Origin of the sequence: Zoogloea sp., from assembly GCF_023150065.1 — a bacterium.
Classification (GTDB): Bacteria; Pseudomonadota; Gammaproteobacteria; order Burkholderiales; family Rhodocyclaceae; genus Zoogloea.
Genome location: NZ_JAKLLN010000001.1, coordinates 464,029 through 482,264 on the forward strand (window position 1 = coordinate 464,029; position 18,236 = coordinate 482,264).

Sequence of the window (18,236 nt, forward strand, 5' to 3'; positions counted from 1 at the left end):
CACCTGCCGTCCGCATGTTCTCCATCGTTTGTCTGCGAGGATTTCATGCGACGCCTGTTCGCCCTTTTTGTAGTGCTGTGCTGCGCCCTGGCGGCGACGGCCCGGCCCGCCGCTGCCAGCCTGAGCGAGCTGCTCGACGCCGCCTGGCAGCGCGACCCCGCGGCCCGGGCCCTGGATGCCCGCCGGGATGAGCTCTCCGCCCTGACCGAGCTGGCCGCCGGCTGGACGCCCGGTCCCGGTGCGGTGGGCATTGCCAACCGCAACGACCGCCCCTTCGACAACCGTGGCCGCCAGGAGTGGGAGCTGGAGTATGCCCAGCCCGTGTGGCTGCCTGGCCAGGCAGCTGCCCGCCGAAACGAGGCCGCCGTCGCCCTGCGTGCCCTGGAGGCCGAACGCCAGGCCCTGCGCCTGGAGCTGGCACGCCGCCTAGTGGACACCCGCCTGGCCTGGCTGCTGGCCCGGGGTCAGGCCAGCCTGGCCGAGCGCCGCGTGACGGTGGCACGCCAGCTTGCCGACGACCTGGCCCGGCAGGTCAAGGCCGGCGAGGCTGCGCGCTTCGATCTGAATCTGGCCGAATCCGAGCGGCTGGCCGCCGAGGCTGCCATGGCCGAGCAGGCCCTGGCCGCGGGTGAGCTGGCTCGCCGCTTCCAGGTGCTCACCGGCAGCCCGCCGCCCCTTACCCTGGCCCCCGCTGCCGCCGAGACCCCGATCACCCCCCACCCCGGGCTGGTGGCCGCCCGGGAGGCCGCCGCCCTGGCCCAGGCACGTCTCGCCACCACCCGGCAGAGCCTGCGCGACAACCCGGAGGTTGGCCTGCGCCTGCGCCGGGAGCGGGACGCCAGCGGCGCCGAGTATGGCGATTCGATCAGCCTGCGTCTGGTCATTCCGCTGGCCTCGGCCCCGCGCACGGCAGCTCGGGAGGCCGCGGCCATTGCCGCCGTGACCGAGCGCGCCGTGGCCGCCGAGCAGCTGCGCAGCCAGCTTGAGCAGGACCGGGCCCAGGCGGCCGACCAGCTCGCCACCGCGGCCCGGCTGGAAGACGCCGCCCGGACCCGGCAGGGCCTGGCCGCCGACAACCTGCGCCTCGCCGACACCGCCTGGCGCCTCGGCGAGCGCCCCCTCGAGGTCCTGCTGCGGGCCCGCGCCGCCGCTTTCGACGCCGATACCGCGGCCCTCCGCGCCCACTACACCCGCGAACAGGCCGAGGCCTGGCGCGACTACCTGAAGGGAAGTGCCGAATGAGCCCCCGCACCCTGATCGCCGCCCTGGCGATGCTGTTCTCCACGCTGCCGACCTGGGCCCATGAGGGCCATGACCACGGCGCCCCCCCGGCGGCCACCGAGGCCGGCTGGTCGCCCCGTGCCACCGCCCGCAGCGATGAATTCGATCTGGTTGCCGCCATGGACGGCGGACAGATGGTGTTATGGCTGGACCGGGGTAGCAACAACGCCCCGGTCGCCGACGCGCAGATCGAGGTGGAAGCCGGCCCCTGGAAGGGCGTGGCCCGGCCGGCCGGCGACGGCAGCTACCGGGTGGACGCCGCGGGCCTGACCCGGCCCGGAAGCCACCCGCTCGTCTTCACCGTGCAGGCCGGCACCGCCCTGGATCTGCTGCCGGCCACCCTGGTGCTGCCGGCGGAGGCCCCGGCCGCCGCACCGGCCCCGGGCAGCGGGGTGTTGCCGATGGCCGCCGCTGCTGTCGCGCTCATCGCCGCCGGGGGTGTGTGGCTGGGTCGCCGGAGGGCCGCAGCATGAAGCGCACCGTGCTGATCCTGGCCCTGCTGTGGCCCCTGACCGGTCTTCCCCACGAAGGCCATCAACACGCCGAAGCGGAGCCGCCCGCCACCGCGCCGGTGGATGCGCCGCGACGCCTGGCCGATGGCCGGTTGCAGGTGGCCAAGGCCTCCCAGCGCCTGTGGCAGCTGCGCACCCAGGTGGCCCGGGAGAGTGAAGTCTCGGCCAGCGTGGAGTTGAGCGGCCGGGTGGTGGCCGACCCCTCCGCCGGCGGGCGCGTGCAGGCGCCTTTTGATGGCATCGTCGAGGCGGACCCGCGGGGCCTGCCCCTGCCCGGGCAGGCGGTGAAGGCCGGTGAGGTGCTGGCCTGGCTGCGCCCCAGCCTGCCGCCCCTGGAGCGCTCGGCACGCCTGGCTGCGCGGGCCGAGGTGGAGGCGCGCCTGGGCATCGCCCGTCAGCGTGCGACGCGGCTGGCTCAGCTGGAAGGCAGCGTGGCCCAGAAGGACATCGACGCGGCCCGGACCGAGGCCGACGGCCTGGCGCGCCAGTTTGCCGCCCTGGGCGCGGCCCTGGATGGGCGCGAGGCCCTGCGTGCGCCGGTGGCGGGCGTCGTCGCGGTGGCGCGGGCCAGCACCGGGCAGCGCGTCGAGGCTGGGGCCGAGTTGTTTGAGGTGCTGCGCCCCGACCGCCTGATGGTCGAGGCCCTGGCCTACGACCCGGCCCTGGTGGCCGGGGTGGAGAGCGCCCGGGGTGAGGCGGGCGGCACCGCCCTGACGCTGAGCTTTGCCGGCGGCGGGCGTAGCCTGCGGGAAGGCACGCTGCCCCTGCTGTTCCGCGTGGAGGCGGCCCCGGCCCTGGCGGTGGGCCAGCCGGTGAAGGTGTTTGCCAAGCTCAAGGGGCCGGCCGGCAAGGCCCTGGTGCTGCCCCGCGAGGCCCTCGGCGGCAGCGGTGAGGAGGTGAGCGTGTGGGTGCACGAGGCGCCGGAGCGCTTCGCCCTGCGGCGGGTCCGGGTGGCGCCGCTGGATGCCGGCCGGGTGCGGGTGGTGAGCGGGCTGGACGCCGGTGAGCGGGTGGTGGTGCAGGGCGCCCACCTGCTGGGGAGCGTGCGGTGAGCACCCCGGCCAACCTCTTCGACCGCCTGGTGGGCTGGAGCCTGGCCAACCGGGTGCTGGTGCTGGCCGGGGCCCTGGCCCTGGTGGTGGCCGGAGTGCTGGGCCTGCGCAGCCTGCCGGTGGATGTCTTCCCCGATCTGGACAAGCCGACCGTGACCCTGATGACCGAGGCTGGCGGGATGGCCCCGGAGGAGGTGGAGCAGCTGGTCAGCTTTCCGCTCGAAACGGCCATGAACGGCATGCCCGGAGTGACCCGGGTGCGCTCGGTGTCGGGCATCGGCCTGTCCATCGTTTATGTGGAGTTCGACTGGGGCAGCAACATCTGGCGTAACCGCCAGAGCGTGGCCGAACGCCTGGCCGCGGTGCGCGAACGCCTGCCCGCCGGCGTGGCGCCACAGATGGGGCCCATCGCCTCGATCATGGGCGAGGTGCTGCTGATCGCCCTGCCCATCGACCCGGCCACCACCAATCCGATGGCGGTGCGCGAGTACGCCGACTGGGTGTTGCGCCCGCGGCTGCTGTCGGTGCCCGGGGTGGCCCAGGTGATCCCGATTGGTGGCGGCGTGAAACAGTGGCGGGTGATGCCCGACCCGGCGCAGATGCGCGCCCTGGGCATCAGCCTGGAGCAGCTGGAGACGGCCGTGGCAGGCTTTGCCGCCAACAGTGCGGGGGGCTTCCTGGAGCGCCAGGGGCAGGAGTGGCTGGTGCGCGGGGTAGGCCGCAGCCGGCGCATCGAAGACCTGGCCAGCCTGCCGGTGGGCAGCCCGCGGGGGGTGGCGGTGCGTCTCTCCCAGGTGGCCGAGGTGGGCTTTGCCCCGGCGGTGGCCCGGGGCAGCGCAGGCTTCGACGGCCAGCCGGCGGTGATCGTGTCGGTGCAGAAGCAGCCCGGCACCGACAGCATCGCCCTGACCCGGGCGGTGGAGGGCGCCCTCGACGAGGTGGCCGCCAACCTGCCGCCGGGCATCGCCAAGCCGCGCTTCCTGTTCCGCCAGGCGGATTTCATCGAGGCGGCCTTGGGCAATGTGGAGGAGGCCCTGCGCGACGGCGCCATCCTGGTGGCCATCGTGCTCTTCGCCTTCCTGATGAACACCCGCAGCACGCTGATCTCCCTGGTGGCGATTCCCCTGTCGCTGCTGGCCTCGGTGCTGGTGTTCCGGGCCCTGGGCCTGTCCATCAACACCATGACCCTGGGGGGGCTGGCGATTGCCATCGGCGAGCTGGTGGATGATGCGGTGGTGGACGTGGAGAACGTGCTGCGCCGGCTCAAGGAGAACCGCCAGCGCCCCGATCCGCAGCCGGTGCTGGGGGTGATTGCCCGGGCCTGCAGCGAGGTGCGCTCCGGGGTAGTGCTGGCGACGCTGACGGTGGTGCTGGTGTTCGTGCCCTTGTTTGCCCTGCCGGGCATGGAGGGGCGCCTGTTCGTGCCCCTGGGGCTGGCCTACATCGTGTCCATCCTGGCCAGCCTGGCGGTGGCGGTGACGGTGACGCCGGTGCTGTGCTTCTTCCTGCTGCCGGGCATGCCCCAGCTCGGGCATGGGGACGGCGCCCTGGTGCGGCGCCTGAAGGACGCCCAGGCACGCCTGCTGGGCTGGGCGATGCCGCGGAGCGGCCGGGTGCTGGTGGCGGCCGTGGCCCTGGTGGTGGCGGTGGGGGCCAGCGTGCCCTTCTTTCCGCGCACCTTCCTGCCGCCCTTCAACGAGGGCACCCTGACCATCAACGTGCTGCTCCAGCCCGGCGTGTCCCTGGCTGAATCGACCCGCATCGGGCAACTGGCCGAAACCCTGGTGCGCGGGGTGCCCGAGGTGCTGCAGGTGGGCCGGCGCACCGGCCGGGCCGAGCTGGACGAGCATGCCGAGGGCGTGCACAGCTCCGAGCTGGAGGTGGATCTGCGCGCCGACGGGCGGCCGCGGGCCGAGGTCATCGCCGACATCCGGGGGCGGCTGGCGCGCCTGCCGGCCAGCGTGTCGGTGGGGCAGCCGATCGCCCACCGCCTCGACCACCTGCTGTCGGGGGTGCGGGCGCAGATTGCGGTGAAGGTGCAGGGCGACGACCTGGACCAGATCCGTGGCCTGGCCGAAGACCTGCGCGGGCGCTTTGCCGCCATCCCGGGCATTGCCGACCTGCAGATCGAGAAGCAGGTGCGCATCCCCCAGCTGCGGGTGGTGCTGGACTACCCGGCCCTGGCGGCCCACGGGGTGGCGCCGGCCGAGGTGCTCGGCGTGGTGGCGCGCCTGGTGGGCGGCGAGCGGGTGGGCGAGGTGGTGGACGGGGCGCGGCGCTTCGACCTGGTGGTCCGCCTGCCCGACGGCGAGCGCGACCCTGCACGGCTGGCGACCATGCCGGTGGCGGTGCCCGGCGGCAGCGTGCCCCTCGGCCAGCTGGCCCGCATCGAAGAGGGCGACGGCCCCAACCAGATCGCCCGTGATAATGGCCGGCGCCGCATCGTGGTGTCGGCCAATGTGGCCGGCAGCCTCTCCGGGGCGGTGGCGCAGATGCGGGCGCTGGTGGCCGACATGCCGCTGCCCGCGGGCGTGTCGGTGCGCATCGAAGGCCAGTTCCAGGCCCAGGAGGACGCCCAGGCGCGGATCGCCTGGCTGGCGGCCCTGTCCCTGGCCCTGGTCTTCCTGGTGCTCTACGGGCGTTACCGTTCGGTGCGCCTGGTGGCCATGGTGATGGTCGGCATCCCCGCCGCCCTGGTGGGGGCGGTGCTGGCCCTGTGGCTGTCCGGCCAGCCCCTGTCGGTGGCGGCCCTGGTGGGTTTTGTCACCCTCACGGGCATCGCCACCCGCAACGGCATCCTCAAGATCAGTCACTACCTGCACCTGTACCACGAGGAGGGCGAGCCTTTCGGCGATGCCCTGATTCTGCGTGGTGCCCGGGAGCGCCTGACCCCGGTGCTGATGACCGCCCTTACCGCGGCCCTGGCCCTGGTGCCCCTGCTGCTGGCGGCCGAGGCGCCGGGCAAGGAGATCCTGCACCCGGTGGCGGTGGTGATCTTCGGCGGGCTGGTCAGCTCGACCCTGCTCGACACCCTGCTCACGCCCCTGCTGTTCCGCCGCTACGGCGCGCCGGCCCTGCTTGCCAACCCTGGGGTGGCCGACGCCGCCCCGTCCCCGAGTTCTATCAAAGGAGTCTTGTCATGAAACGTTTTGCCCTCATCCTCGCCGCCCTGTGCGCGGCCACCCCGGCCCTGGCCCACGACGACGCCACCCTGGACGCCATGCAGGCGCCCCACGGCGGGCAGCTGCGCATGGCCGGTGCCTATCACTTCGAGCTGGTGCTGGCCCGGGATGCCCGTGGCGGCAAGCCGGCGCCGGTCAAGGTGTATCTCTCCGACCACGGTGGCGGCAAGATCGCCCCGGCGGGGGCCAGCGGCAGCGTGGTGCTGCTGGCCCCCGCCGGCAAGGTCACGGTGCCGCTGGCGGCGGCCGGCGACCGGTTGGAAGGCACTGCCGCCTACACCGCCGATCCGGCCACCAAGGCTGTGGTCAGTCTGCGCTTTGCCGACGGCAGGACCGAGACCGCCCGCTTCGAGCCCTTCAAGCCGCGCTGAACGGTGGCGCCTGCGTTGCCAGGGCGGCGCGATGGCTTTACCGTGACGCGCTGGCCGGAGCATCCGGCATCGGAAAGGGAAGAAGGATGGAAGTGCGTGTGGCGTCCACGGACGCAGAGATCGCTGCCTGTTTTGCGGTGATGCAGGCCCTGCGTCCGGATCTGCAGGAGGCGGGTTTTGTTGCCCGGGTGCGTAGCCTGGCCCTGACCGGCTATGGGCTGGCCTACGGGCTTGAGGGTGAGCGTGTGGCGGTGGTGGCGGGTTTTCGCCTGGGTGACAGCCTGGCGCGGGGGCCTTTCCTTTACGTCGATGATCTCGTCACGGCACCGGAGCTGCGCTCGCGCGGCCACGGGGCGGCCATGCTGGCGTGGCTGCGCCGGTTTGCCCGGGACAGGGGTTGCGCCCGGCTGCACCTGGATTCCGGCCTGCAGCGCACCGACGCTCACCGTTTCTATGAGCGCGAGGGCATGCGCAAGTCGGCCTTCCACTTCTTCGCGCTCCTGCCCCCTGCCGACGGGCAGGCTTGAGCCATGAAGACGTCCATCCTGTTTCCCCTGTTCGCCTTGTCCGGGTGGACCCTTCTGATTCTGGTGTTGATCGCCTACCGGCGCATTGGCGCCGGCCTGGCCGGGCGGGTGAAGCCCGCCGATTTCCGCTTCGGCGAATCGGCCTGCGTGCCCCCTGAGGTGTGCCTGCCCAACCGTAACTACATGAACCTCTTGGAGTTGCCGGTGCTGTTCTACTTGGTCGGCCTGATTGGCTTCGTGACCGGCCAGCACTCTGCCATGCAGCTGGGGCTGGCGTGGGCCTACGTGGGGCTGCGGGTGGTGCACAGCCTGATCCACCTGAGCTACAACAACGTCTATCACCGGCTGGCGGCCTTTGCCCTGAGCAACTTCGTGCTGCTGGCGTTGTGGGGGCTGACCTTTCAAGGCGTGGCGGTGGGTTGACCTTCACGTTAACCCGGACAGCCCCTCGCCCCCTTGCGTGCTAAGGTCGCCTGCTCGATTCTGAAAGGAGTGGGCATGTCCCCGAGTTTCCGGGACGGCTTCCGGGAGGGCTTTCGCGCCTTCCTGCCCCTGTCCGTTGGCCTCATCCCCTGGGCCCTGGTCACCGGCCTGACCATGTCTGGCGTCGGTTTCACGCCGCTGCAGGCCATGGGCATGAACGTGATCGTGTTTGCCGGCACGGCCCAGCTCGGCACCCTGCCGCTGATCGCCGCCGGCTCGCCGGTATGGCTGATCGTGATCACCGCTTTCGTGCTCAACCTGCGCTTCATCATCTTCAGCGCGGCCATTGCCCGGGGCTTTCGCGGCGTGCCCGCGGGCGCACGCTGGCTGTCTGGCCACCTGCTCACCGACGGGGCCTTCGCCACCTGCCTGGAGAGGATGCTGTCCCATCCCGACCCGCAGTGGCGCCTGGGCTATTACCTCGGGCCGTCCATCTGGTCGTGGCTGCTGTGGCAGGTGTTTGCCTTCTGTGGGGTGATGGCCGCCGGCTCCATTCCCCGGGGCTGGTCCCTGGAGTTCATGGCCACCATCGCTCTGATCGTGCTGCTGGTGCCCATGGCCCGGGTGCGGCCCATGCTGGTGGCGGCCCTGGTGGGGGGCGGTCTGGCCGTGGCCCTGCGCGGCATGCCCCTGCGGCTGGGGGTGATCGTGGCCATCGTCGCCGGCATTGCGGCGGGCTTTGCCGCTGAAAGCTGGCGTGGAAAGGATCTGCCATGAATTACGACTGGACCCTGTGGGGCCTTTTCATCCTGCTTGGCCTGGCGACGACCCTGCCGCGGGCCAGCTTCATCGTGCTGGGCGAGCGGGCGGCCCTGCCCGAATCCCTGCAGAAGGCGCTGCGCTACGCCCCGGCCGCGGCGCTGGCGGCCATCGTGGCGCCGGACGTCTTTGTGACGGGCGGTGAGCTCACCGTGCTCAGCCCCCGGTTGGCGGCCGCCGTGGCTGCGGTGCTGGCGGCGCTGCTGTTCCGCAATCCCTGGCTGCCTTTCATTGCGGGCATGGGGGTGTTGTGGGGGGTGGAGAGGCTGCTTTTGGCTTGGATGGGGTGAGCCTCTGCTGGTCGGCTTTCCCGCGTTGGACCTAACGTTGGCCGGGTCTCGGCCCGGCGGGCGAACTCCCGGCCAACGATACGTAAATCACCATGACTCGGCCTTGGAAAGCCCAGGCTGAGCTGCAAAGGCCAGGGCGCTAGTCCTGCCGTTTCACCGCCCAGGCCGCCATGGCGACGCCGGCGAGGATCATCGGCAGGGACAGCCATTGGCCCATGGACATGCCGAAGGTGAGCAGGCCGAGGAAGTCGTCGGGTTCGCGGCCGAATTCGGCGATGAAGCGGAAGCAGCCGTAACCGATCAGGAAGGCGGCCGAGATCAGGCCGCGGGGGCGGGGCTTCGCCGAGAACCACCACAGGATCAGGAACAGGCTGACCCCTTCCAGGGCGAACTGGTAGAGCTGCGAGGGGTGGCGGGGCAGGGCATCCACCTGGGGGAAGACCATCGCCCAGGGGCCGTCGGTGACGCGGCCGACGAGTTCGCCGTTGATGAAGTTGCCCAGGCGCCCGGCGGCCAGGCCCAGGGGCACCAGGGGGGCGATGAAGTCGGTGACGGCCAGCCAGGGGCGATGGGTCTTGCGCCCGAACAGCCACATGGCCACCAGCACGCCCAGGAAGCCGCCATGGAAGGCCATGCCGCCCTGCCACACGGCCAGGATCTCGGCTGGGTGGGACAGGTAGTAGGCAGGCTTGTAGAAGAGCACATAGCCCAGCCGTCCGCCCAGGATCACCCCGAGCACGCCGTAGAAGAGCAGGTCGTCGATCTGCTGGGCGTCCCAGCCCAGTTCGGGGCGACGCCGGGCATGCACGCGCCCGAGGACCACGAACAGGACGAAGGCGACCAGGTACATGAGGCCGTACCAGCGCACGGCCAGGGGGCCGAGGGAGATCGCGATGGGGTCAAACTGGGGATGAACGAGCATGCCTGGACTCACTGGAACTGTTTGCGGAATTCCTCGAACTCGTTGGTCAGCCATTCGAGCTGCTGACGCAGGCGGCGGACTTCCTCTTCGAGCTCACCGACGCGGCTGCCGCGGGGGGCGCCGCTTTCACCGCTTTCGAAGGTTTGCTGGGCGGCGGCCTCGCCGCTCATCAGGTGGGTGTAGCGGGCCTCCTTGGTGCCGGGGGCCTTGGGCAGCTGCAGGGCCATGCCCTTGTCGTCGAGGCGCTCCAGCACGCTCTCCACGTCGGCGGTGGTACTGAAGTTGTGCATGCGCTCGCAGCGGGCGCGGATCTCGCCGACGGTCTGGGCGCCGCGCAGCATCAGGATGGTGAGCACGGCCTGCATCGGCGGGGTGAGGGAGTGGCGCAGGCGGATCTGGTGCTCCCACTTGGCGACGCGGGCACCTGCCTGGTGGCGCTGGGTGACCAGGCCACGCTCGACGAGGCGGTCGAGGGTGGCCAGCACGGTGGCTTCGGACAGGCTCATCACCGGCTCGCGCCCGGTGAGCTGGTTGCAGCCGGTGACCAGGGCGTTGACCGACAGGGGGTAGGTGTCGGGGGTGACGAAGGACTTTTCGATGAGGACCGCGAGGACGCGCACCTCGAAGTCGTCCAGGTCGAAACCGGAGCGGGTCTCAGGTGCGGCGGCGGGGACGTCGGGGGTGCTGTCGGTCATGGCGGGCTTCCGGTGTGGTGCGAGGGCGCCATGATAGCCGACGCAGTGCGTCGGCCTGATGGCAGGAGCGGACGCGGGCTCAATTGGCGCCGTGGCATTTCTTGTATTTGCGGCCGCTGCCGCAGGGGCAGGGGTCGTTGCGGCCGACCTTGGCTTCTTCGCGGACGATGGGTTCGCGCAGGGTGCCGAGGGGGATGGGGGGCAGCTCGACCGGCGGCATGTGGTGGATGTGGGGCCACAGGGCGATCTCGGGCATCAGGTCGTCGATCAGGCCGTGGCCGGCTTCGCGCACGCTGGCGAGGGCGGCGGCGGGGCTGCGCTGGATGTCTTCTTCGAGCTGGGTGGCGTCCACGTAGCTGTCGTCGATGAGGCCGGCGGCAAACCACTCGCGGATCAGGGGCAGGTGCTCGGTGGCGCCGAGGTCGGCCAGGTGGGTGGCGACGGGGTCGATCAGGGGAAAGTCGCTGTTGCGCTCGGGGTCGTCCTTGAGGGCCTGGGCCTCGCGGCTGCCGAAGTCGGCGAGGAAGTCCACCACCGGGCTGCGGCTGCAGCGCCCTTCGAGGGCGGCGAGGGTCATGGCCTCGAGGGCGGCGGCGCGGGCCCAGGCGCTGGCGCTGTCGTCGTCGGCGAGGCTGCTCAGGGGGGCCAGGTCGCCGTCGCAGGTGGAGGCGAGGGCGCGGCCGTAGCTGTCATGGACGAGCTGGCCGAAGACGGTGTCCACCCGGCTCTCGTCCAGGTGCCCGAGCTCGGCCAGCGGGCGGTAGGCGCGGCTGTCGCGCCAGCGGGCGAGGAGCAGCATGGCGTACAGGTGCAGCACGTAGCCGTCGGCCTGGGCCGGGGTCGGGTCGATGGCGAGGGCCTCGAGTTCGGCGATCAGCGGGGGGGCGATCTCGGCCCGATGGCTGTCGGCCTGCAGCAGTTCGGCCAGGGGCAGGGGGTTCGTCAGGCGTTCCAGCCGGGGGCGGAGGGCGGACCAGAGTTCGGACATGGGCGTGGGTGAAGTGGGAACGGCGCCCAGTGTACTGGACGCCGCGCCACTGCTGTGCGCCGCTCAGGCGGGAAAGCTGCGGGCGAGTTCTGCGGCGGGGACGGGGCGGCTGAACAGGAAGCCCTGGATGTGGTGGCAGCCCAGCTCCTGCAGCAGGGCGAGCTGGGCGACGTTCTCGACGCCTTCGCCGACCACGTCGAGGCCGAGGCTGCGGGCCAGGGAGGTGATGGCCCGGACGATGGTGGCCGCTTCCCGGCTGCGCTCCATTTCATGGACGAAGCTGCGGTCGATCTTGAGGGTGCGCACCGGAAAGCGCATCAGGTAGGCGAGGGACGAATAGCCGGTGCCGAAGTCGTCCACCGCCACGCGGATGCCCCGGGCGCGCAGGGTTTCGAGCACCGCGGCGGAGGCCTCCGGGTTGTCCATGAGGGCGCTCTCGGTGAGCTCGAGTTCGAGCAGGCGGGGGTCGAAGTCGGTTTCGTCGAGGGCGGCGGTGACATCCTGGAGCAGGCCCACGTCGCGGAACTGGCGGCTCGACAGGTTGAAGGCGAGGCGCAGGCCGGGCTGGCCGGCGCGCTGCAGGCGGCGTGTCTGGCGCAGGGCTTCGCGCAGGGCCCAGCGGGACACCGGGACGATCAGGCCGTTCTCTTCGAGCAGGGGGATGAAGTGGTCCGGCGGCACCGTGCCGTGGATGGGGGAGTGCCAGCGCAGCAGGGCTTCGATGGCGACGGGGCGCTGGGTGTGGGTGTCGATGATGGGTTGGTAGGCGACGGCGAACTCCCCGTTTTCGAGGGCGCCGCGGATGGCGACTTCGAGGGTCAGGGTGCGCATGGCACTGGCGTCCATGGCGGCTTCGAAGAAACGGAAGCTGTTGCGGCCGGCCTCCTTGGCCCGGTACATGGCCAGGTCGGCGCGCATCAGGAGTTCGTCCGGGGTGAGGCCGTCCACGGGGTAGAGGGCCAGGCCGATGCTGACGCTGACGAAGAGGCCCTGGGGCGGCGCGACCAGGAAGCGTGGGGCGAAGGCCTCGAGGACCTTGCGGGCCACCTGCTCGACCATGTCGGGGTGGTCCACGTCTTCCTGGATCAGGATGAACTCGTCGCCCCCCAGGCGGGCCACGGTGTCGGTGGCGCGCAGGCACTGGCGCAGGCGGCTGGCGGCTTCGATGAGCACCCGGTCGCCGATGTTGTGGCCGAGGGTGTCGTTGATGAGCTTGAAGCGGTCCAGGTCCACAAACTGCACGGCCACCGCCTTGCTCTGGCGGTGGGCACGCTGGATGGCCTGGGTGAGGCGGTCGTGGAGCAGGCTGCGGTTGGGCAGGCCGGTGAGGGCGTCGTAGTTGGCCAGGTATTCGAGGCGGCGCTCGGCGGCGATGCGGGCGGTGACGTCCTTGCCGGTGGCGACGAAGTGGCTGATCGTTGCGTCGGAGCCGCGGATGGGGCTGATGGTCTTTTCTTCGTAGTACAGCTCGCCGCTGCTGCGCCGGTTGGTGAACACGCTGCGGAAGGACTCCCCCCGCCCGATGGTGTGCCACAGCTCGCTGTAGAAGGCCGGCGGGTGCATGCCGGAGGCGAGCACGGACGGGCTGCGGCCGACGATCTCGCCGGCGCGGTAGCCGGTGATGCGCTCGAAGCCCGGGTTGACGTATTCGATGATGCCGTCGGCGCGGGTGATCATGATGGCGTCGTCGGTCTGCTCGACGGCCCGGACCAGGATCTGGATGACGGGGTTGGCGTCGCGGTTGAGGTAGGTGGCCTCGGCAACGCTGATGGTCTCGCCGGGGGAAGGCTCGGTTTCCGGCCGGAGGTGGGAACTGGCAGTCATGGTGCCCCGCGTGGAATGTCGGACCGCCCGGGGCGATGGGCGCGGTGGGCGGTCGGCTGCAGTCAGTCTGGGGCGGGGGCGGGGCCCGTTGTACAGTCGCCGCGGCACGCGGCGGTGAAACATGCCTGGTTTACGGTGGCGATGCCTATGTCTTTAGCGCGACGCCCCGACTGGCGATCAGCTCGCGGGCCACTTCGCCGAGCTTGCGTCGGCTGGAGCGGGCCTGGCCACGCAGGAATTCGAAGGCCGCGGTCTGCTCCAGGTCGAGCAGGGCCATGACCATGCCGGTGGCGACGCTGATGTCGCGCTCCTGGTTCAGGGCGTTCTGGAGCTGGTCACGGGTGTCGCGCAGGGCTTCGATGTCGGACCCCCGCGCCAGTGCGGTGGCGATCATCGGCGGCACCTGCTGGGTGTCCACCGGCTTGATGGCGTAGGCCAGTGCGCCTTCGACGATGGCACGCTCGACGCAGGATTCGCGCTGGCAGCTGGTGAGCATGATGAAGGGTAGCCGGAACTGTTCGCGCAGCAGCGGAGCGAGCTCCAGCCGCGCGGAGCAGGGCAGCTTTTCGTCGAGGATGGCGAGCTGGAAGCTGAGCCGGTCGAGCAGGGCGAGGGCTTCTTCGGCGCGGCTGGCGGTGATGACCTCGTAGCCGGCGGCTTCGAGGCTGAGACCGAGGGAGGCGGCGAACTGCTGATCGTCCTCGATCAGAAGGATGCGGGCGCGATGGGCGGTGGTGTCAGGGCTCATGGCGGGGCTCTTGGAATGGCCGGGCCGGATGGGCTGCGGGGGCGTGCAGCGCCTGTCGGGTTCGGGGCGTCCGGCCGGATGAGCGGCTCGGTGGGGGGCAGGCAGACGTGGGGCTGAGTGCCGGTATGCCTGAGTCCGCGGCCCGCTCCTTGAGAGGGCGGCGCTGGGGCCGGATGACCGGGAGATTCAGGCGGGTACCCGCGCCGGTCGGCGGGGTGATGCTTTGCCCTGCGGGCGGGGAGAGTGCTGCCTGAGGAGGTGCCCCCGAACTACGTGATCCCATGTGTTGCCTGCGATGCGGTTTGACATCGTCGGCGCGGGGGCGAGGCGCCAGATGAAATGTTCCGGTATGTGTTTCTATCGGCATTCCCGGGCGGGCGCCCTGGGCCGGGATATCAATTTACTTAAAGTCATGATACCCCATAGTCCGGGCTCGCGGGCACCTGGGGGGAGATGTCCCTTAAGGATCGACGCCCGGACCATGGGAGGCGGTCAGGATATGTTCGTGGGGGGCCAGCAGCCTGGCCAGGTAGCGCCCGGTGTGGCTGGCGGAATTGACGGCCAGGTCTTCCGGAGAACCGGCGCCGACCACCGTGCCGCCGCCATCGCCGCCCTCGGGGCCCATGTCGATGAGCCAGTCGGCGGTCTTGATCACGTCGAGGTTGTGCTCGATGACGACGATGGTGTTGCCGTGGTCGCGCAGGCGGTGGAGCACCGACAGGAGCAGTTCGATGTCGGCGAAGTGCAGGCCGGTGGTGGGTTCGTCGAGGATGTAGAGGGTGCGGCCGGTGTCGCGCTTGGAGAGCTCCAGGGCCAGCTTGACGCGCTGGGCCTCGCCGCCCGACAGGGTGGTGGCGCTCTGGCCGAGGCGGATGTAGCCCAGGCCGACCTGCATCAGGGTCTCGAGCTTGCGGGCGACGATGGGCACGGCGCTGAAGAATTCCAGAGCCTGCTCGACAGTCATCTCGAGCACTTCGTAGATGGTCTTGCCCTTGTAGCGGATCTCCAGGGTTTCGCGGTTGTAGCGCTTGCCGTGGCAGACGTCGCAGGGCACGTACATGTCGGGCAGGAAGTGCATCTCCACCTTGATCATGCCGTCACCCTGGCAGGCCTCGCAGCGCCCGCCCTTGACGTTGAAGCTGAAGCGGCCGGGGCCGTAGCCGCGGGCCTTGGCTTCGGGCACACCGGAGAACAGGTCGCGGATGGGGGTGAGCAGGCCGGTGTAGGTGGCGGGGTTGGAGCGCGGGGTGCGGCCGATGGGGCTCTGGTCGACGTTGATGACCTTGTCGAAGTGGTCCAGCCCCTCGATGCCGGCGCAGGGGGCGGCTTCGATGCTGCTGCCGTTTACGTGGCGGGCCACGTGGGCATACAGGGTGTCGTTGATCAGGGTGCTCTTGCCCGAGCCGGAGACACCTGTCACACAGGTGAGCAGGCCGACGGGGATGTCGATGCTGGCGTCGCGCAGATTGTTGCCGGTGGCGCCGTTGATGCGCAGCACGCGCTCGGGGTCGGGGCGGTGCCGGGTGGCCGGCACTGCGATGCTGCGGGTGCCCGACAGATAAGCGCCGGTGAGGGAGTCGGGGTGGGCCGCCACGTCTTCCGGTTTGCCCTCGGCGATCACCTGGCCGCCGTGCTCGCCGGCACCGGGGCCCATGTCCACCACGTAGTCGGCCATGCGGATGGCGTCCTCGTCGTGCTCGACGACGATAACGGTGTTGCCCATGTCGCGCAGGCGGCGCAGGGTTTCCAGCAGCCGGTCGTTGTCGCGCTGATGCAGGCCGATGGAGGGCTCGTCGAGCACGTACATGACGCCGGTGAGGCCGGAGCCGATCTGGCTGGCCAGGCGGATGCGCTGGGCCTCGCCGCCGGACAGGGTGTCGGCGGAGCGGTCGAGGGAAAGGTAGTCCAGGCCCACATTGATCAGAAACTGCAGGCGCGCGGAGATCTCGGAGACGATCTTGTCGGCCACCTGGGCGCGCTGGCCAGTGAGGCTGAGCCCGTCGAAGAAGCCCTTGCACTGGCCCAGGGGCAGGCGGCTGACCTCGGAAAGGTTGCGCTCGCCGATCAGCACGAAGCGCGCCTCGGTGCGCAGGCGGGTGCCGTGGCAGGCGGGGCAGGGCTGGTTGGCCCGGTACTTGGCCAGCTCCTCGCGCACGGCGATGGAGTCGGTCTCCTTGAAGCGCCGCTCCAGGTTGGGAATGATGCCCTCGAAGGCGTGCTCCTTGAGCACCGCCTTGCCGCCGTCTGACAGGTAGCGGAAGGCGATCTTGTCCTTGCCGGAGCCGTGCAGCACCACTTCCCGGGTGCGCTCCGGCAATTCCTCCCAGGGGGTTTCGATATCGAAACCGTAGTGGCTGGCGAGGCTGGCGAGGAGCTGGAAGTAGAACTGGTTGCGCCGGTCCCAGCCGCGGATGGCGCCGGATGCCAGGGACAGCTCGGGGTGGGCGACGACCCGGGCGGGGTCGAAGAAGTCCACATGGCCGAGGCCGTCGCACTTGGGGCAGGCGCCCATGGGGTTGTTGAAGGAGAACAGGCGCGGTTCGAGTTCGGCCAGGGCGAAGCTGCACACCGGGCAGGCAAACTTGGCCGAGAAAAGGTGCTCGGTGCCGCTGTCCATCTCGACGGCGATGGCCCGCCCCTCGGCATGGGTGAGGGCGGTTTCGAAGGATTCGGCGATGCGGCCGCGCAGGTCCTGGCGTACTTTCAGGCGGTCCACCACCACCTCGATGGTGTGGCGCTTGGCCTTGTCGAGGGCTGGCAGGTTGTCGAGCTCATGGACGACCCCGTCCACCCGCACCCGCACGAAGCCCTGGGCGCGCAGTTCGACAAACAGGTCGGCCTGCTCGCCCTTGCGGCCGCTGACCACCGGCGCGACGATCATCAGCTTGGTCTCTTCGGGCAGGGCCAGCACCGCGTCCACCATCTGGGAGATGCTCTGGGCCTCCAGGGCGTGCTCCGGGTGGTCGGGGCAGTGGGGCGTGCCGGCGCGGGCGTAGAGCAGGCGCAGGTAGTCGTGGATCTCGGTGACGGTGCCCACCGTGGAGCGCGGGTTGTGGCTGGTGGCCTTCTGCTCGATGGAGATGGCCGGCGACAGACCCTCGATCAGATCCACGTCCGGCTTCTCCATCAGCTGCAGGAACTGCCGCGCGTAGGCCGACAGGCTTTCCACATAGCGGCGCTGGCCCTCGGCGTAGAGGGTGTCGAAGGCCAGCGAGCTCTTGCCAGAGCCGGACAGGCCGGTGATCACCGTGAGCTTGTTGCGCGGAATGTCGAGCGCGATGTTCTTCAGGTTGTGGGTGCGGGCACCGCGGATTCGGATGGCGTCCATGCTGCGTTCGGGGTGGGGGCAACCTGTTAATATACGCCTCTTGCCCCTCCCCACGCAGCACGTTTGATGGCTTCTCCCAACAACGACAAGATGAGCCCGGCCGAGCGTCGCGCCGGTATTTCGCTGGCCGCGATCTTTGCCCTGCGCATGCTCGGCTTGTTCCTCATCCTGCCCGTCTTCGCGGTGCACGCCCATGGCATGCCCGGCGGCGACAACGTGGCGATGGTCGGCATGGCCATCGGTGCCTACGGGCTCACCCAGGCTTTCCTGCAGATCCCCTTCGGTGCCGCCTCCGACCGCTTCGGGCGCAAGCCGGTGATCGTCTTCGGGCTGCTGCTGTTCATTATCGGCAGCGCCGTTGCAGCCCTTGCCCAGGACGTCCAAACGGTCATCATCGGCCGGGTGCTGCAGGGCGCCGGGGCCATCTCGGCGGCGGTCACGGCCCTGGCGGCCGACCTCACCCGCGACCAGCACCGCACCAAGGTGATGGCCATGATCGGCTCGTCCATCGGCCTGGTATTTGCGCTGTCGATGGTGGCCGCACCCCTGCTGTACGCCCTGATCGGCATGGACGGCCTGTTCTGGCTGACCGCCGCGCTGGCTGTCGGGGCCGTATTCACCGTGCTCTTCATCGTGCCTGCCGCGCCGCCGGTGCCCCGGGCCACCGGGCGCTTCGCCGAGGTGCTTGCCGATGGCCAGCTGATGCGCCTCAACTTCGGTGTGTTCGCCCTGCATCTCATGCAGACCGCCATGTGGGTGCTGGTGCCGGCCGGCCTGGTGGCCGCCGGCCTGCCGATGGCCGAGCACTGGAAGGTCTATCTGCCCGCCGTACTGCTGTCCTTTGTGGTGATGGTGCCGGCTATCATCATGGCCGAGAAGAAGGGGGCCATGAAGAAGGTCTTCAATTCGGCCATCGCCCTGCTGCTTGTGGTTCAGGCCGGGCTGTACCTGTCGGGTGGCACCGGCTTGTGGCCACTGGCCATCCTGCTGACCCTGTTCTTCATCGCCTTCAACGTGCTTGAGGCCACCCAGCCCTCGTGGATCTCGCGGATCGCGCCGCCCCACGCCAAGGGCACGGCCCTGGGCATCTACAACACATTGCAGTCCATCGGGCTGTTTCTGGGCGGAGCCCTGGGCGGCTGGCTGGCCCAGCATGTGGGCGCCGGCGCGGTGTCCCTGCTGGGCGTCGGTCTGGCCCTGGCGTGGCTGATCCTCGCCTCGGGCATGGTGCCGCCGCCCATGCGGCGTCCGGCTGCCGCCTGAACCGCCCCCAC

At 70.4% G+C, this 18,236-nt stretch carries 16 protein-coding genes; 10 read left to right on the top strand and 6 right to left on the bottom strand.

Annotation, left to right across the window (positions count from 1 at the left end):
- Nucleotides 1–45: 45 nt before the first annotated feature.
- From L6Q67_RS02220 to L6Q67_RS02260, 9 genes are all read left to right on the top strand, one after another.
- Nucleotides 46–1,242, top strand: a complete 1,197-nt coding sequence (locus L6Q67_RS02220; protein WP_296564571.1) for a TolC family protein — start codon at nucleotides 46–48, stop codon at nucleotides 1,240–1,242.
- On the top strand, nucleotides 1,239–1,754 hold the full coding sequence (locus tag L6Q67_RS02225) for a hypothetical protein (protein WP_296564575.1): 516 nt from the start codon (nucleotides 1,239–1,241) through the stop codon (nucleotides 1,752–1,754). Before L6Q67_RS02220 ends, L6Q67_RS02225 begins: the two co-directional genes overlap by 4 nt.
- Nucleotides 1,751–2,845, top strand: coding sequence for an HlyD family efflux transporter periplasmic adaptor subunit (locus tag L6Q67_RS02230; RefSeq protein ID WP_296564578.1), 1,095 nt, complete (start codon nucleotides 1,751–1,753; stop codon nucleotides 2,843–2,845). Before L6Q67_RS02225 ends, L6Q67_RS02230 begins: the two co-directional genes overlap by 4 nt.
- A complete protein-coding gene (locus L6Q67_RS02235) occupies nucleotides 2,842–5,988 on the top strand; it encodes an efflux RND transporter permease subunit (RefSeq protein ID WP_296564583.1) in 3,147 nt (1,048 codons plus the stop codon). The genes L6Q67_RS02230 and L6Q67_RS02235 overlap by 4 nt, the downstream gene beginning before the upstream one ends.
- Nucleotides 5,985–6,398 carry a hypothetical protein gene (locus L6Q67_RS02240; RefSeq protein ID WP_296564585.1) on the top strand — a complete coding sequence of 138 codons (414 nt, stop codon included), beginning with the start codon at nucleotides 5,985–5,987 and terminating at the stop codon, nucleotides 6,396–6,398. Before L6Q67_RS02235 ends, L6Q67_RS02240 begins: the two co-directional genes overlap by 4 nt.
- A gap of 86 nt (nucleotides 6,399–6,484) precedes the next feature.
- Nucleotides 6,485–6,925, top strand: a complete 441-nt coding sequence (locus L6Q67_RS02245; RefSeq protein WP_296564590.1) for a GNAT family N-acetyltransferase — start codon at nucleotides 6,485–6,487, stop codon at nucleotides 6,923–6,925.
- 3 nt (nucleotides 6,926–6,928) lie between these two features.
- Complete coding sequence (locus tag L6Q67_RS02250; protein WP_296564592.1) at nucleotides 6,929–7,348, top strand: MAPEG family protein; 420 nt, start codon at nucleotides 6,929–6,931, stop codon at nucleotides 7,346–7,348.
- Between the two features lie 75 nt (nucleotides 7,349–7,423).
- Complete coding sequence (locus L6Q67_RS02255; RefSeq protein ID WP_296564595.1) at nucleotides 7,424–8,125, top strand: AzlC family ABC transporter permease; 702 nt, start codon at nucleotides 7,424–7,426, stop codon at nucleotides 8,123–8,125.
- On the top strand, nucleotides 8,122–8,457 hold the full coding sequence (locus L6Q67_RS02260; RefSeq protein ID WP_296564598.1) for an AzlD domain-containing protein: 336 nt from the start codon (nucleotides 8,122–8,124) through the stop codon (nucleotides 8,455–8,457). Before L6Q67_RS02255 ends, L6Q67_RS02260 begins: the two co-directional genes overlap by 4 nt.
- A 139-nt stretch (nucleotides 8,458–8,596) precedes the next feature.
- On the opposite strand, the gene lgt is transcribed toward L6Q67_RS02260, so the two are convergent.
- The 6 genes from lgt to uvrA all read right to left on the bottom strand — a co-directional run bounded on the left by lgt (nucleotide 8,597) and on the right by uvrA (nucleotide 16,962).
- Nucleotides 8,597–9,379: a prolipoprotein diacylglyceryl transferase gene (gene lgt / locus L6Q67_RS02265; RefSeq protein WP_296564601.1), complete on the bottom strand. Its 783-nt coding sequence runs from the start codon at nucleotides 9,377–9,379 to the stop codon at nucleotides 8,597–8,599.
- 8 nt (nucleotides 9,380–9,387) lie between these two features.
- Complete coding sequence (locus L6Q67_RS02270) at nucleotides 9,388–10,074, bottom strand: YceH family protein (protein WP_296564604.1); 687 nt, start codon at nucleotides 10,072–10,074, stop codon at nucleotides 9,388–9,390.
- A 79-nt stretch (nucleotides 10,075–10,153) separates the two neighbouring features.
- Nucleotides 10,154–11,062 carry a DUF1186 domain-containing protein gene (locus L6Q67_RS02275; RefSeq protein ID WP_296564607.1) on the bottom strand — a complete coding sequence of 303 codons (909 nt, stop codon included), beginning with the start codon at nucleotides 11,060–11,062 and terminating at the stop codon, nucleotides 10,154–10,156.
- Between the two features lie 63 nt (nucleotides 11,063–11,125).
- Complete coding sequence (locus L6Q67_RS02280) at nucleotides 11,126–12,886, bottom strand: EAL domain-containing protein (RefSeq protein WP_296564610.1); 1,761 nt, start codon at nucleotides 12,884–12,886, stop codon at nucleotides 11,126–11,128.
- A gap of 145 nt (nucleotides 12,887–13,031) precedes the next feature.
- Nucleotides 13,032–13,634, bottom strand: a complete 603-nt coding sequence (locus L6Q67_RS02285; protein WP_296564613.1) for a response regulator — start codon at nucleotides 13,632–13,634, stop codon at nucleotides 13,032–13,034.
- Nucleotides 13,635–14,094: 460 nt separating this feature from the next.
- Complete coding sequence (gene uvrA / locus L6Q67_RS02290; protein ID WP_296564615.1) at nucleotides 14,095–16,962, bottom strand: excinuclease ABC subunit UvrA; 2,868 nt, start codon at nucleotides 16,960–16,962, stop codon at nucleotides 14,095–14,097.
- A gap of 66 nt (nucleotides 16,963–17,028) precedes the next feature.
- Between uvrA and L6Q67_RS02295 the strand changes: the two genes are divergently transcribed.
- Complete coding sequence (locus tag L6Q67_RS02295) at nucleotides 17,029–18,225, top strand: MFS transporter (protein WP_296564618.1); 1,197 nt, start codon at nucleotides 17,029–17,031, stop codon at nucleotides 18,223–18,225.
- Nucleotides 18,226–18,236: the final 11 nt, after the last annotated feature.

Excerpts from the sequence above, each read along its gene's own strand:
- L6Q67_RS02220 (WP_296564571.1), top strand. The coding sequence starts at position 46 with ATGCGACGCCTGTTCGCCCTTTTTGTAGTGCTGTGCTGCGCCCTGGCG.
- L6Q67_RS02225 (WP_296564575.1), top strand. The coding sequence starts at position 1,239 with ATGAGCCCCCGCACCCTGATCGCCGCCCTGGCGATGCTGTTCTCCACG.
- L6Q67_RS02230 (WP_296564578.1), top strand. The coding sequence starts at position 1,751 with ATGAAGCGCACCGTGCTGATCCTGGCCCTGCTGTGGCCCCTGACCGGT.
- L6Q67_RS02240 (WP_296564585.1), top strand. The coding sequence starts at position 5,985 with ATGAAACGTTTTGCCCTCATCCTCGCCGCCCTGTGCGCGGCCACCCCG.
- L6Q67_RS02245 (WP_296564590.1), top strand. The coding sequence starts at position 6,485 with ATGGAAGTGCGTGTGGCGTCCACGGACGCAGAGATCGCTGCCTGTTTT.
- L6Q67_RS02250 (WP_296564592.1), top strand. The coding sequence starts at position 6,929 with ATGAAGACGTCCATCCTGTTTCCCCTGTTCGCCTTGTCCGGGTGGACC.
- L6Q67_RS02255 (WP_296564595.1), top strand. The coding sequence starts at position 7,424 with ATGTCCCCGAGTTTCCGGGACGGCTTCCGGGAGGGCTTTCGCGCCTTC.
- L6Q67_RS02260 (WP_296564598.1), top strand. The coding sequence starts at position 8,122 with ATGAATTACGACTGGACCCTGTGGGGCCTTTTCATCCTGCTTGGCCTG.
- lgt (WP_296564601.1), bottom strand. The coding sequence starts at position 9,379 with ATGCTCGTTCATCCCCAGTTTGACCCCATCGCGATCTCCCTCGGCCCC.
- L6Q67_RS02270 (WP_296564604.1), bottom strand. The coding sequence starts at position 10,074 with ATGACCGACAGCACCCCCGACGTCCCCGCCGCCGCACCTGAGACCCGC.
- L6Q67_RS02275 (WP_296564607.1), bottom strand. The coding sequence starts at position 11,062 with ATGTCCGAACTCTGGTCCGCCCTCCGCCCCCGGCTGGAACGCCTGACG.
- L6Q67_RS02280 (WP_296564610.1), bottom strand. The coding sequence starts at position 12,886 with ATGACTGCCAGTTCCCACCTCCGGCCGGAAACCGAGCCTTCCCCCGGC.
- L6Q67_RS02285 (WP_296564613.1), bottom strand. The coding sequence starts at position 13,634 with ATGAGCCCTGACACCACCGCCCATCGCGCCCGCATCCTTCTGATCGAG.
- uvrA (WP_296564615.1), bottom strand. The coding sequence starts at position 16,962 with ATGGACGCCATCCGAATCCGCGGTGCCCGCACCCACAACCTGAAGAAC.
- L6Q67_RS02295 (WP_296564618.1), top strand. The coding sequence starts at position 17,029 with ATGGCTTCTCCCAACAACGACAAGATGAGCCCGGCCGAGCGTCGCGCC.